This window comes from Sneathiella sp. D3-11 (assembly GCF_055809395.1).
The window spans coordinates 1,911,500-1,924,014 of sequence record NZ_CM147911.1 but is presented as its reverse complement, the minus strand read 5'-3'; the positions used below and the strand labels follow the sequence as shown (position 1 = coordinate 1,924,014).

The window sequence follows — 12,515 nt, the reverse complement described above, 5'->3', positions numbered from 1 at the left end:
AACATGGGGAATTTGATCCTGGTGACCGGCGGCGCGGGCTTTATCGGCTCCAATATTGTCGCGGCGCTCTCGGAACGCGGCGAGAAGATCATCGTCTGCGACTGGCTGGAACAAGGCGATAAATGGAAAAACATCGCAAAATCAACGGTTGCCGACTTTATTGATCCGGATAATCTAGAAAGCTGGCTGCATAAGAATGACAGCCGCCTGCGCGCCATTATCCATATGGGCGCGATCTCCGCCACCACCGAGACAGACGGCGATTTGATCCTGAAACGTAACTTCCGCCCGACGAAGATGCTCTGGCGCTTCGCAACCGATAACAAGATCCCGTTTATCTATGCCTCCTCCGCCGCGACCTATGGCGACGGGGCGGCCGGGTTTGATGATGATATGAGCGAGGCCGCGCTCGCCAAACTGCAACCGCTCAATCTTTATGGATGGAGCAAACATGCCTTCGACAAGTTCGTCGCGCGCGAGATTTCCCGTGGCGCCATGACGCCACCGCAATGGGTGGGGCTCAAGTTTTTCAACGTTTATGGCCCGAATGAGTATCACAAGGGCAGCATGAAAAGCGTCATTGCCCAGAGTTACCCGAGAGTCGCCGCAGGGGAGGCCGTGACCCTGTTTAAGTCCCACAACCCGGATTATGAGGATGGCGGACAGCTCCGTGATTTTGTCTATGTGAAGGACTGCGTCGATGTGGTTCTCTGGCTGCTCGATAACGGATCAGCCTCCGGCCTCTTTAACCTCGGGACCGGAAAGGCGCGCAGCTTCAAGGATCTCGCGCGCGCCGTTTTTGCCGCTGCGGACAAGCCCTCGCAAATACTATATGTCGATACTCCGGTCGAAATCCGCGATAAATACCAGTATTTCACCGAAGCCAATATGCAAAAACTCCGCATCGCCGGTTTCGGCGGCAACTTCCGAAGCACTGGAAGACGGCATCAGCGACTACGTCACCAATTATCTTGCGAAGGATGACCCGTACCGGTGAGATAAAAAATTACCTATAAAACAGCAGAATAGGTTATTTGAGGCCGCTCGATTCAGTTTTTATTTAATATTTTCTGACAAAGCGCTGTTCTAGGATTCAATTTACAAGACTTATCATAATATTTTCGTCCGGCTTCTCCATCCCGACTGACTCCCATGCCACCTGTCGAATAAAGTACTCCGAGCTTGGTACACGCGAGATCATCTCTCCAAGTACAGGCCTTTTGAAACAAAGATATGGCCCGATCAGTATTCGTATAGCCATTGTTTTCGTTAATATAAATGGTCGCTACATTCGTACAGGCCTTCGCCATATTAGCGGTGCATGCTTTCTCAAAGTTAGGAATAGCTTGCGACAAGTCTTTATTAGTTTTTTGGCCTAGTTGATACATTACGCCCAAATTGTAACAAGAAATAGCTTCTCCAGCTTTACATTCCATTTCGTAATAGTTCATAGCCGCAATATACAATCCAGCCGCTTCATTTTTATCCGTGCCATACCACCCGTCGATTTCTTTGATTCCCGCCAAATTGTAACAACCTAAACCAGACCCCAAATTACACGCGGTTTGCAACGCTTTTTCAATTTTGCTGACGTTCTGAATAGGGTTTTTCGTTTTTAAGTAGTCATTCGCAAGTTCTAGGCAACTGTTTACAATACCTCCATAACAATATTGTTCTTTAAACATCAAGGAGACGTCTCTTTCCCCTTTGTTTGAAGTATTTTCGCAACCAGCAAGCCCTACTAAAAACAGAATTAAAACTGTTAAAGGCACAATTTTCGTCACTATGGTACCCGGCATAAGTCCAACGTCTCCTTGGCATGTTTGTTTCGGACAAGCAAATAGCCGTGCTCAATTATCACTGGTTACTGCAATCAACTAACGTCCCATTATACTAGACATTAATGTGCTGAAAATATAGATTTAAACACCTTTAAATTGTTTTTAGTTCGTCTGTGTGTTTCATGATCAAAATTTTTATATTTGTATCCCTCACTCTTTTTGTCAGCGCCTGCGTCACGCCGGCCCCTTCGGAGTTTGGAAAAGAAGTGTCAGTAAAAACACCGCCCGAACGGACTGCGGGACCTGAAAAAATCCGCCAATGTCTGTTGGGTTGGAAGGCGACATCACAAGGCCAGTATTCAACAGCCCTAAATCTCTATGACAGTTGCATAGAAACGGGAAACCTCACCAAGCCGTCTCTTGCAAGAACCTACCGCAATATCGGAATTACCTATCGACGAATGAAAGGCTATGAAACATCCATCAACTATTTCAATACGGCAATGACCTTAGAGCCAGCAGACATCTATTACGATTATACGAATCGAGGGAACAGTTGGTCAGACCTGCAACAATATGACAAGGCGCTCGCTGATTACAAAAAAGCCCTTGAACTAAAACCAAACGATGGCGGTACCATTTTCAACCGAGGAATAGTCTATGAACGGCTTGGCGATATAAACGCCGCAAAAAGAGATTTTGAAACAGCCCATAAACTCGGATATTTTTCGCCAGAAATTCTCGACCGTTTGATTTTTTACGGAATAGGAAAATCGTAACAAGTGAGCCTTTTTCCCTCCTTAGAACCCCTTCGGTTCCGCCGTCATAAATTCCACCTCGATAAAGGCGCATTCGAAGTCGTTGCCGTTGAGGACGTTATGTTCGACGCCGGTCTCGCGGAAATAGGGGACGCCGGTTTTGAGCTCGGCGCGGGTGATTTCTCCGCCCGGCAGCTCGATTTCGAGAAATCCGTCAAACAGCGGGACGACAACATAATCATATTCATGGGTATGCCATCCGGTGGCGTCGCCGCGCTCTTTGAAACGCCATTCGGTCACGCGGGTGCGGGGGTTATCGATAAAAACGCTCGGGATAGCGGTTCCTTCGGGGGTGTTAGAGCACATGATATTTCTCCTGTAGGGGGTTTTCGGTTTCAAGAAGCCGCCGGGCGGCGATCCGCGCAAAACGGAGGGTGACATTGCGCCGCCGCGCGGCGTTGAGATTAAAATCAGTGGAGGGGCGGGCAACTGCACCACCAAAGTTATCCGCAATGATCAGGCCGTGGCTCTCGGGCAGGAGGCCTTGCGGGAATTCCGCATCGACGGCGAAATAGAATTCATCACAAAAATCGAGATATTCACTCCATTTCTCATCCACGCGGAAGTCGGCGGGGCCTGATTTCACCTCGACAATGATAATCCGGCCCCTGTCATTGATGCCCATCACATCGACGCGGCGGCGAATGCGGAGTTTTACCTCCATCAGGCTGTCATACCCCATGTCATGGAGAAGTTTTTGCACCCCGCGCGCGAGTTTGACCCCTTTATCGGAGCGGGCGTCGCTCATTTTTCTGACCTGTTGCTATTAAGATAGGCGAGCATTTCCTTCAGCCGCGCCTCCGGCAGGGCGCGGATCTCATTCGCCAGCAGGTTAGCATATTCCGTGGCTGTCGAGGTTAATCCGCTGGTATCCACTGTCACCTTCGGATGGGAGAGGGAGGCGAGGCGCTGCAATTCCTCCGCATCGTCCCAGATGATGTTGAAGTAATCGCAGATCTGCGCGACGAGGGACCAGGACGGGCGGCCGCGATGGCCATGCTCCAGCGCGGAAAGATAAGCAGCGCTGATATCCAGATCGGCGGCCATTTTTTTAAGCGTAATCCCACGGCTTTTGCGAAGAGTCCGCACGCGAAGGCCAAAGGGGGTCATGGAACTGTCCTTATTCTCTCAAAATCAGGGGCGGCTGCGCCGGAGCAAAACATAAAGCGCGCCGCTGCCCCCATGTTTCGGCTGTGCGTTGCGGATGTCAATAACCAGATGGCGCAAATCCGGCGCGGTCAGCCATTTTGGGACAGCTTCGCGCAGAACGCCTATTCTTTCCGGTGCCATAAAGGGAGCGTCATCCGTTTTTTGGCGGGAGGAGCCCTTGCCTGTAATGACAAGTACGCAGCGTTTTCCCTGAATCTGCTGCGCGGTAATGAAACTTCTGAGGCGCCGGTGCGCTTCCGCGCGGGTGAGGCCATGCAGATCGAGCTTTCCATCGATGTCCATTTTACCCTTGCGGAGCCGTTCCGCCGTGCGTTTATCCAGCCCCGGCACATTCTGGCGGAGCGACGGCTTAACCTCTGTCAATTTTCGGTCAATATGGGCGTTTGGCCAGCTTTCCATCGCTTTTTTGAGCGCCTCCGGGTCGAGAGAACGGCGAGCTGATGGTGTATTTGGGTCTGTTCTTGCCGATTTTGACACCATTGTGGTGGCGTTTTTCTTAGGGCTTGCTGACAACGGCACCTTTATGGTGTCATTTTCCGTTCCGCTATAGCGGTTCGACTTAATCGGGTTGATACCGCGGGCAACATGATCCCATAGATCGCGGTCGGCTCTCGACAGGCCTTTCGGTCGGTTAGTCTTGCGGGCCATCGTCAACAATCAGGATATGCACGCGACGCGGCCCATGCGCGCCCATAATCAGAGTCTGTTCGATATCCCCAGTACGAGATGGGCCGGAAATGAAATTGACGGTGCGCGGCAGGTTGCCCGCACCGAACTTTTTGCGGAGGCGCGCCCAGCTTTCTTCCATCGTGCCGGAAATCTGGCTCGCCTTGATCACCACCACATGGTTTTCAGGCAGGAAATTAAGGGTTGAGGGTGTATCCGGCCCCGACGCCATACAAAGCGTGCCCGTCTCGGCAATCCCCGAGAAGGCAGGGGTCAGACTGACTTCATCGCTTGGCGCCGCCGCGCCGCGCGTGATTTCCAGCATCGGGGTTTTGTCGAACGGCAGGTCATCAAGTGCCGGATCGGGCGCCATCTTGATCCGGGGCGGCAGATTATGGGCCGTGAGATAATCACGGAGCGCTTCCGGCACCTCCTCCAAATTTGAGAGGCGCGCGACAGTCGCGTCGAGGGCTTCGGCCTTCGCCTGGAACAGATCAACCTGTTCCTTATGGGGAATATCGGTGCGTTTTGGGATGGTGTGAGGCACGTGCCCCTCAATCCGGGCCTTTAACAGCTTTGCGGCATCTTCTTTAACCGGCCCGCGGCCCAGATTATGGCGAATACGGGCGAAAATCCTGTCGCGGGATGGCATTATTTCCCCTCCCGCTGTTGTTTTTTCCATTGTTCCATGAAAGTCGCACCCTCCGGTGCCGGGAAATCACGCACAGAACTCCAACCCTTCATCAGCGGCAGTTTTCGGATCACACCCTTTTTTCCGGCCATTAATTTCAATGCGCGAGCGCTTATTCGGGTCATCAAACGGTAAAGCTTGGGTCTTTTTGCGAAATAGGCCCACACACCAATCCCCCAACGCTCCGGCTTCGGGGTGATCTGCGTCTCGAACGCCTGTTCGCGCCAGTGCCGCATAATCTTCGGCAAGGGAATACGCACCGGGCAGACTTCCTCACATCGTCCGCAGAAAGTGGAGGCGTTGGGCAAATGCCGCGCCTCTTCCAGGCCCACCATATGCGGATTAAGAGCCGCGCCGATCGGCCCGGGATAAACCCAACCGTAAGTATGGCCGCCAACAGCCTGATAAACCGGGCAATGGTTCATGCAGGCCCCGCATTTAAGACAGCGGAGCAAATCCTGCTTGTCACTCCCCAGAAGGTCGCTGCGCCCGCTATCGACAAGTACCACATGGAAATTTGCCGGGCCGTCGATATCCTCCATCCGCTTGGGGCCGGTGGAAAGGGTGGTATAGACGGACATTTCCTGTCCCGTTGCAGACCGCGCCAGCAAACGGAGGAAAAGGCTCGCATCCTCCAGCGTCGGGACAACTTTTTCAATACTGGAAACGGCGATATGAGTTTTCGGCAAGCTTTGGGTAAGATCGCCGTTGCCCTCATTGGTGACGATCACGGTCGATCCCGTCTCGGCGATGAGGAAATTTGCACCCGTGATGCCAACGTCGGCGGCGACATATTTATCGCGAAGGACACTCCGCGCCTCGTTCACCAGCGCCTGTGGGTCGGTAATTCGCTCATTTAACCCGTATTTCGCGTGATTTTCGTGGAAAAGCTCTGTTACCTGATCTTTTGTCTTATGCAGTGCCGGGGCAATAATATGGCTGGGATGTTCATCGGCGAGCTGGATGATATATTCGCCAAGGTCCGTCTCGATCGGCTCTATCCCATGCTCGGAGAGGTAATCATTCAGGCCCATCTCCTCAGTGATCATGGATTTGCCCTTGGTCACTGTCTTCGCCTTGGCCTCCCGGCAGATATGAAGCACAACTTCCCGCGCTTCGGTGTAAGAGCTGCACCAATGCACACGCCCACCCTGAAGCAGGACCTGATCCTCAAAATATTCGAGATAATAGTCGAGATTTTCAAGGATATGATTCTTGAGATCGCGGGCTTCATCGCGCAGCCCCTCAAATTCCGGGAGTTCGCTGGCCGATTTCGCACGGGCCAGCGGAAATCCGCTCTTTACCTTGGAAAAAGCCTCCTGGATATTTTTATCATGAAGCGCGTCATGAGCGCCTTCCTTGAAACGGCGGCTGGTAACCTGCATCAGTTATCGCCCTCCCCAAGGCCCGGTTTATCCCCCATCCCGGCGAGAATCTCTGCGACATGCATCACTTTCATGTCGGAGCCACGGCGTTTTAAGCGCCCCGCGATATTCATCAGACAACCCAAATCACCGGCGGCGAGAGTGTCTGCGCCGCTTGCGAGCAAATTATCGATCTTGGTATCGACCATAGATTCCGAAATTTCGGAATATTTCAAACAAAAGGTCCCTCCGAAACCACAGCAAGCTTCCCGATCCTCCGCCTCCTTTATTTCCAGCCCCTTAACGCCGCTCAGAAGCGCACGCGGCTGATCCCGCACCTTCATTTCCCGCAAAGAGCTGCAGCTATCATGATAGGTGAGGGTACTGTCAAGTTGGACATCCTCGGGTTTGTAGCCGCAAACATCATGCAGGAAGGACATCAGCTCATAGGTCCGGCTGGAAAGCTCCTCGACCGCCATCATAATGGTGTCGTCACCGTCGAATAGCTCTTTATAGTGATGACGGATCATCCCGGCACAGGAGCCGGAGGGCGCAACCACATAGTCAAAGCCCTCAAACGCACGGATGACGGCCTTTGCGATGGTTTTCGTACTTTCTTTATCCCCGGAATTATAGGCGATCTGGCCACAGCATGTTTGTACTTCTGGCACCACAATGGTGCACCCTGCCGCCTCTAGCAGTTTGACTGCAGCGAAACCAATGGAGGGACGGTTCAAATCGACTAGGCAGGTGACGAAAAGCGCCACATTTTTCTTCTCATTCGGAGCGGACATGTACTTCTCCCGATTACTCAAAAAACTATACCGTCTGCTCACTGATTTCGCCAGTAATCTTAGCGTGGGGTTTTCCGACGCTTGACCAACATATTGAGGATTTCCACCCCGAGGGAAAAGGCCATGCCGAAATAGATATACCCTCTCGGTACATGAAACCCGAGACCCTCCGCAACGAGAAAAACACCAATCATCATAATGAAGGAAAGGGCCAGCATTTTAAGGGTTGGATGTTCGTCGATAAATTCTGCTATGAATTTTGATGAAAACAGCATCACCAGCATCGCAACAACCATTGCCGCGATAATCACCCAGATATTGTTAGTCAGGCCGACAGCCGTGATGATGGAATCGAACGAAAAGATGAAATCTATAAAAATGACCTGCAGAATAGTCATTTGAAAGCCCGCAGAATAACTTTTGTAGTTCTCTTTCGGATCTTCGGAAATTTCATCATGGATGCTTGTCGTTCCCTTCGCGATCAGGAACAGCCCGCCCCCTATCATGAGAAAATCCTTGCCGGAAAAGGGATGTCCAAAAAACTCGACCCAGGGTTCTTTCAGGCCAATTAGCCAGATGGCGCAGAACAATAACGCAATCCGCATGAACAACGCGAGCAAGATCCCGATAACCCGCGCTTTTTGGCGTTTCTCTTCTGGCAGGTGATTGACCAGCAGAGCAATAAAAACAACATTATCGATGCCAAGCACAACTTCCAGTGCGGTAAGCGACAGAAAACTTGCCCAAAGCGCATAGTCGGTCAGGAATTCCATTAGCCTTCTGTGCCCGCTACCGCCGCGGCCAGCGCGTTCGGCAGCAAGATCCAGAGTTCGCCTTCGCTCTTCATGCCGCCGGACATATCATAAGCATAGTCGCCATGGCCCCAAAAGACATCACCGCGCACCGGGCCGACAATGGCCCCGCCCGTATCCTGCGCCATCATCAATCGTTCGAATTTTTCAACTTCCGCACTGCTGGATGCAGGAGCAACTTCGGTTGCGAGCCAGAGCGGTACACCAAGCGGCAACCATTTGCGATCCACGGCGAGGCTACGCTCAGGCGTCAGCTCCACCCCTTGCGCGCCGATAGGGCCACCCGTTTCAAGCTCGCGGAAAAACACAAAGGACGCGTTCTTCTGCATCAGTTCCGTTGCTTTATCGGGGTTTTCCTCAAGCCAAGTCCTGATTGCCTGCATCGACATTTCTTCGCGCGGGACATAGCCATTTTCGATCAGGTCGCGACCAATGGCGAAATAGGGATGGCCGTTCTGCGCGGCGTAACCAACACGGAGTTCGCTGCCATCTGCCATCTCGACCAGCCCAGACCCCTGGATATGCAGGAAGAAGGCGTCGATATCGCTATCCACCCAGACAAGTTCCAACTCCCGGTCAGCAAGGGCTCCGCTTTCAATGTCCGTGCGGTCCGGATAGGGGAGCAAGTTTCCACCCTCTACCTTGCCGGCGATGCGCTGCCCTTTAAGTTCGTCACGAAACCGACCAAGATCAACCATCACCAACTCGGGTGGGCGCAAGTAAAGCGGCGTAAGATAAGGGGGCTCTTTTTCGCGGCTACCTTTCAGGCTCGCTTCGTAATAGCCGGTGAAAAGGCCGGATTTTTGCTCATTATTAAGGATCTGAAAGGGCGTGAAGTTATTTTCAAAAAATTGTCGCCGGACACTATTTTCGGGCGGTAGCGCCATGGCGTCAGCGCAGAGCGGTTGCCAATCCCCGGCGGTGCCCGCCAAGCCAATGCCGCCCATTCCGCGGGTTTCGGGTAAACGATTTATTTTTTCGCAGGATTTCAGGAGAGCAGGAAAGAAGCCTGTAAAGTCCTCTTTATCCCAGCCGGGAAGGGAGGAAAAATCCGCTTTTTCAAGGGTAAGGTTATCTTCCGCTGGTGGTTTTACCTGAAAATACCAGATAGCAATCGCCACAAGAAGAACTGTAATCAGAATCAGCCCGGCGCCGGTTTTTCGATTGATGGAAAAGAACGGACGCAACAGCATTTTTAAGCAGAGACCTAGTTTGCGCGGCGGGTGGTAATCAACAGCCAGTTCGGATTGCGGGATTTAAGGTTGCGCGCGAACGTCCAGAGCTCATTCACCGTATGCGGCTGCGGATCCCCTGCGACGACGACACCTTCCTCATCCTTGGTCATGCTGATCATCTCAGCCTCGAACGTGACAGTGATCTCGGCTTCCTTGCCTTCCAGCGTAGCGTCCGTGATTTCAGCGGAATGAACCGCGATGATATCCGTCGACATGACTTCATTGCGATCTTCACGTTCCTGAATGGAGCGTTCGAAATTCTCATACACTGTCTCGGAAAGCAGCATTTTCAGCGTGTCTCGGTCACCTTTGGCAAACGCCACAACAATCGCCTCATAGGCGGCCTGGGCCCCTTCAACGAATGTTCGCTGATCAAATGTCTTGTCGAGCTGCCGTATTTTACTAAGCGTCATCATCAGGGGCGCGCCCGCAAACGGGCTTGGCTCCACGTTTCGGGCATTGTCACCCAAAAGGACAACATTATCCTCCTTCGGCTTATCTTCTAAGTCGCCTTTGTGCCCTTCAACCGGGCGGCGTGGCTTCTCCTCGCGTGGGGATTGTTCATGGCCCATGCGTCGGCCCAGCACACTGCGAAGCCGTAGGAAAATAAATCCGGCAACTGCCGCGAGCAAAATAATGTCCAGGAACTGAAAGCCGTTGTCCATAATGATATCTTCAAATTGGGTTTGGTAAAATGTCCAATAACCCTTATGTAAAGGATAGGTCTGTATAAGAAGTTAAAGGGTTAGTTGGTCAAGGTCCAGTATCTTATCAACCGCTCCACTTCCTGCACGCCTGTCTGTTACATAGAAACTTTGTTAGGGATAAACAAGTTTGGCTTTATTGTTTTTAGCGGCCCTGATCGGTATTCCCCTGATCGAAATCCTGGTCTTCGTGCAAGTCGGTAGCGAAATCGGGGCGCTCAACACCGTCATCATCACCATCGTCACGGCTCTTATCGGCGTTTTCCTGATCCGAATACAGGGTCTTGGCGTGCTTATGCGCGCACGCGCGGCGCTCGATCGACAGGAAACGCCGGTCAATGAAATCTTTGAAGGAATATTTCTGGCGCTGGCCGGTCTGTTCCTGATTATACCGGGCTTCGTGACTGATGCGATCGGCTTTTTGTTGCTGATTCCGCCTCTCCGTCGGGCGCTCGCCGCCTATATGGCGCAGCATTCAAATTTTGTCGCCGCCGGCATGCATCAAACCCGGCGTAAAAGCGGCGGCACCGTTATCGATGGCGAATATGAAGTGATTGAGGATGATCCCGCATCGATCGAGAATCGCAGTGAACCCAACCCCGACAGTCCCTGGAATAAAGAAAAATAATCGCTCCGGACTTGCCGGTCCGACGCATCCATGATAGCCACTTTGGCAAATCCCGCAGGCCGAGACGGCCCATATATTTATAGGAGTGACCCGTTCATGTCAGATGAAGGAACCGCCCCCGGCGGAACAGAAGGCCAGACGCAGCCTTCCCTTGCGATTGTTCGCCAGTATGTAAAAGATATTTCCTTCGAGAACCCGAATGCACCCGCCAGCCTCGATCCCGACAAAGGTCAGCCGCAGGTCGAGCTTGCGGTCAATATTCAGGCGCGTGCAGGCGGCAATGACCTCTATGAGGTGGAACTCCGCATTGAAGCAAAAGGCAATCATGGCGAAGAAGCGGCTTTCGTGGTCGAGCTGGTCTATGGCGGTTTGTTCATGCTCAAGGATTTCCCGGCGGACACCCTCGAAATGGTGTGCATGATCGAATGCCCACGGCTTCTTTTCCCGTTTGCCCGGCGTGTTATTGCCGATGCCACACGGGACGGCGGCTATTCCCCATTGATGCTTGATCCAATTGACTTCAACCGGCTGTATCAGGACCATAAAAACCAGATCGCCGCGCAACAGCAGCCCGCCGGTCACGCCTAAAGACGTCTTTTACGACGATTGCCGCCAGAGGGGGTCCTTGATCTTCTCTAAAAAGGCGGCATGGGCGGCGCGCTCCGCATCGCTCGCGTTATGCGGGCGGGGCGGGCGGACTTCCTTCGCAACATTGGAGACCACACCAGCGCCGCTATCCTCAAGCGATAGCCCGCGCTGCCGCCCGCCGATCAGCTCCAGATAGACTTCTGCCAGCAATTCCGCATCAAGAAGCGCGCCATGCTTGGTTCGCGCCGAGTTATCGATGCCGAAACGGCGACAAAGCGCATCAAGATTGGCCTGTGCGCCAGGAAATTTCTTCCGCGCCATAGTGACAGTATCAATACTCTGGGTCATGGGAAGGGTCGGACGACCAAGAAGGGCCAGCTCCGCGTTCAGAAACTTCATATCGAACGACGCGTTGTGAATAACGAGCTTGTCATCGCCAATAAAGTCGAGGAAACCATCGATTTCCTCCGCGATCACTTTATGGCCCTTTAGAAATTCCGCGCTGAGGCCATGCACCTTGAAGGCCGCCTCAGGCATATCGCGTTCCGGATTGATATATCGATGATAGGTCTCTCCCGTCGGGATATGATTGTAGAGCTCGATACAGCCGATTTCGACGATCCGATCCCCGTCCGCGGGCTCAAATCCCGTTGTTTCCGTATCCAGGACGATTTCACGCATCTTTTAAATGTTCCACCAGTTCCTTGATCTGCATAAAAGTTTCTTCCATGCTGCGATGGGTGTCGATAACAAAATCCGCCTTTTCGCGCTTTTCCGCATCATCAACCTGACGGGCGAGGATCGCCTCGAACTTATCCTCCGTCATTTCAGGCCGGTCCAGCACCCGCGACCGCTGCACATGGGCAGGGGCGGAGACAACAACAATCTTATGTACCCGGTCTTCACCGCCCGTTTCAAATATCAGCGGAATATCAAGCACGACAAGAGTATGGCCCTCTTTCTGCGCCTGCTCAAAAAAGGCCGCGCGGCCATCGGATAGAAGCGGATGAATAACCTTCTCCAGCCGCTCAATCTCTGCGTCATTGCCAACGACTAGCTTGCTGAGCCGTTGGCGGTCCACCTGATCATCGACCACCGCATCGGGAAAGGCCGACCGGATCGGCTCTACGCCGGCGCCCCCCTTGGCATAAAGCTTGTGAATTTCCGCATCCGCATCATAAACGGGAATGCCGAGTTTGCGAAACATCCCGGCCACGGTTGATTTTCCCATGCCGATAGATCCGGTCAGGCCCACGAGCAACAT

The 12,515-nt window shown here is 52.8% G+C and carries 17 protein-coding genes; 4 read left to right on the top strand and 13 right to left on the bottom strand.

What is annotated here, in order from left to right:
- Positions 1 to 3: 3 nt before the first annotated feature.
- Positions 4 to 984: an ADP-glyceromanno-heptose 6-epimerase gene (gene rfaD, locus AC0L73_RS09890; RefSeq protein ID WP_473653653.1), complete on the top strand. Its 981-nt coding sequence runs from the start codon at positions 4 to 6 to the stop codon at positions 982 to 984.
- Positions 985 to 1,049: 65 nt separating this feature from the next.
- On the opposite strand, the gene AC0L73_RS09885 is transcribed toward rfaD, so the two are convergent.
- Positions 1,050 to 1,799, bottom strand: coding sequence for a tetratricopeptide repeat protein (locus AC0L73_RS09885; RefSeq protein WP_473653652.1), 750 nt, complete (start codon positions 1,797 to 1,799; stop codon positions 1,050 to 1,052).
- A 248-nt stretch (positions 1,800 to 2,047) separates the two neighbouring features.
- Between AC0L73_RS09885 and AC0L73_RS09880 the strand changes: the two genes are divergently transcribed.
- Positions 2,048 to 2,560, top strand: a complete 513-nt coding sequence (locus AC0L73_RS09880) for a tetratricopeptide repeat protein (RefSeq protein WP_473653651.1) — start codon at positions 2,048 to 2,050, stop codon at positions 2,558 to 2,560.
- A 21-nt stretch (positions 2,561 to 2,581) separates the two neighbouring features.
- Here AC0L73_RS09880 and AC0L73_RS09875 read toward each other — a convergent pair whose 3' ends face one another.
- Genes AC0L73_RS09875 through AC0L73_RS09830 form a run of 10 tightly spaced genes read right to left on the bottom strand, consistent with a single transcriptional unit; the run spans position 2,582 to position 9,996 of the window.
- Positions 2,582 to 2,905 carry a cupin domain-containing protein gene (locus AC0L73_RS09875; protein WP_473653650.1) on the bottom strand — a complete coding sequence of 108 codons (324 nt, stop codon included), beginning with the start codon at positions 2,903 to 2,905 and terminating at the stop codon, positions 2,582 to 2,584.
- Positions 2,895 to 3,347 (bottom strand): MmcB family DNA repair protein, encoded by a 453-nt coding sequence (locus tag AC0L73_RS09870; RefSeq protein WP_227948384.1) that lies wholly within the window; start codon positions 3,345 to 3,347, stop codon positions 2,895 to 2,897. Before AC0L73_RS09870 ends, AC0L73_RS09875 begins: the two co-directional genes overlap by 11 nt.
- Positions 3,344 to 3,709, bottom strand: coding sequence for a helix-turn-helix domain-containing protein (locus AC0L73_RS09865; RefSeq protein WP_227948385.1), 366 nt, complete (start codon positions 3,707 to 3,709; stop codon positions 3,344 to 3,346). The genes AC0L73_RS09870 and AC0L73_RS09865 overlap by 4 nt, the downstream gene beginning before the upstream one ends.
- A gap of 24 nt (positions 3,710 to 3,733) precedes the next feature.
- On the bottom strand, positions 3,734 to 4,417 hold the full coding sequence (locus tag AC0L73_RS09860) for a Smr/MutS family protein (protein ID WP_227948386.1): 684 nt from the start codon (positions 4,415 to 4,417) through the stop codon (positions 3,734 to 3,736).
- The gene (locus AC0L73_RS09855) at positions 4,401 to 5,087 is read right to left on the bottom strand and encodes a LutC/YkgG family protein (RefSeq protein WP_227948387.1); all 687 of its coding nucleotides are present in this window, start codon (positions 5,085 to 5,087) and stop codon (positions 4,401 to 4,403) included. The genes AC0L73_RS09860 and AC0L73_RS09855 overlap by 17 nt, the downstream gene beginning before the upstream one ends.
- Positions 5,087 to 6,511, bottom strand: coding sequence for a LutB/LldF family L-lactate oxidation iron-sulfur protein (locus AC0L73_RS09850; RefSeq protein ID WP_473653649.1), 1,425 nt, complete (start codon positions 6,509 to 6,511; stop codon positions 5,087 to 5,089). The genes AC0L73_RS09855 and AC0L73_RS09850 overlap by 1 nt, the downstream gene beginning before the upstream one ends.
- Positions 6,511 to 7,284: a (Fe-S)-binding protein gene (locus AC0L73_RS09845; protein ID WP_473653648.1), complete on the bottom strand. Its 774-nt coding sequence runs from the start codon at positions 7,282 to 7,284 to the stop codon at positions 6,511 to 6,513. Before AC0L73_RS09845 ends, AC0L73_RS09850 begins: the two co-directional genes overlap by 1 nt.
- 59 nt (positions 7,285 to 7,343) lie before the next feature.
- Positions 7,344 to 8,057, bottom strand: coding sequence for a TerC family protein (locus AC0L73_RS09840; protein WP_227948390.1), 714 nt, complete (start codon positions 8,055 to 8,057; stop codon positions 7,344 to 7,346).
- The gene (gene mltA / locus AC0L73_RS09835; RefSeq protein WP_473653647.1) at positions 8,057 to 9,289 is read right to left on the bottom strand and encodes a murein transglycosylase A; all 1,233 of its coding nucleotides are present in this window, start codon (positions 9,287 to 9,289) and stop codon (positions 8,057 to 8,059) included. The genes AC0L73_RS09840 and mltA overlap by 1 nt, the downstream gene beginning before the upstream one ends.
- Before the next feature lie 14 nt (positions 9,290 to 9,303).
- Positions 9,304 to 9,996, bottom strand: coding sequence for a Tim44/TimA family putative adaptor protein (locus tag AC0L73_RS09830; RefSeq protein WP_227948392.1), 693 nt, complete (start codon positions 9,994 to 9,996; stop codon positions 9,304 to 9,306).
- A gap of 169 nt (positions 9,997 to 10,165) precedes the next feature.
- Between AC0L73_RS09830 and AC0L73_RS09825 the strand changes: the two genes are divergently transcribed.
- Positions 10,166 to 10,663 (top strand): FxsA family protein, encoded by a 498-nt coding sequence (locus AC0L73_RS09825; RefSeq protein ID WP_227948393.1) that lies wholly within the window; start codon positions 10,166 to 10,168, stop codon positions 10,661 to 10,663.
- Positions 10,664 to 10,759: 96 nt separating this feature from the next.
- Entirely contained in the window at positions 10,760 to 11,251 is a 492-nt protein-coding gene (secB, locus tag AC0L73_RS09820; protein WP_227948394.1) for a protein-export chaperone SecB, read from the top strand.
- A gap of 9 nt (positions 11,252 to 11,260) precedes the next feature.
- On the opposite strand, the gene dnaQ is transcribed toward secB, so the two are convergent.
- Both dnaQ and coaE read right to left on the bottom strand, forming a co-directional pair.
- The gene (gene dnaQ / locus AC0L73_RS09815; RefSeq protein ID WP_227948395.1) at positions 11,261 to 11,932 is read right to left on the bottom strand and encodes a DNA polymerase III subunit epsilon; all 672 of its coding nucleotides are present in this window, start codon (positions 11,930 to 11,932) and stop codon (positions 11,261 to 11,263) included.
- The gene (coaE, locus tag AC0L73_RS09810; protein ID WP_227948396.1) at positions 11,925 to 12,515 is read right to left on the bottom strand and encodes a dephospho-CoA kinase; all 591 of its coding nucleotides are present in this window, start codon (positions 12,513 to 12,515) and stop codon (positions 11,925 to 11,927) included. The genes dnaQ and coaE overlap by 8 nt, the downstream gene beginning before the upstream one ends.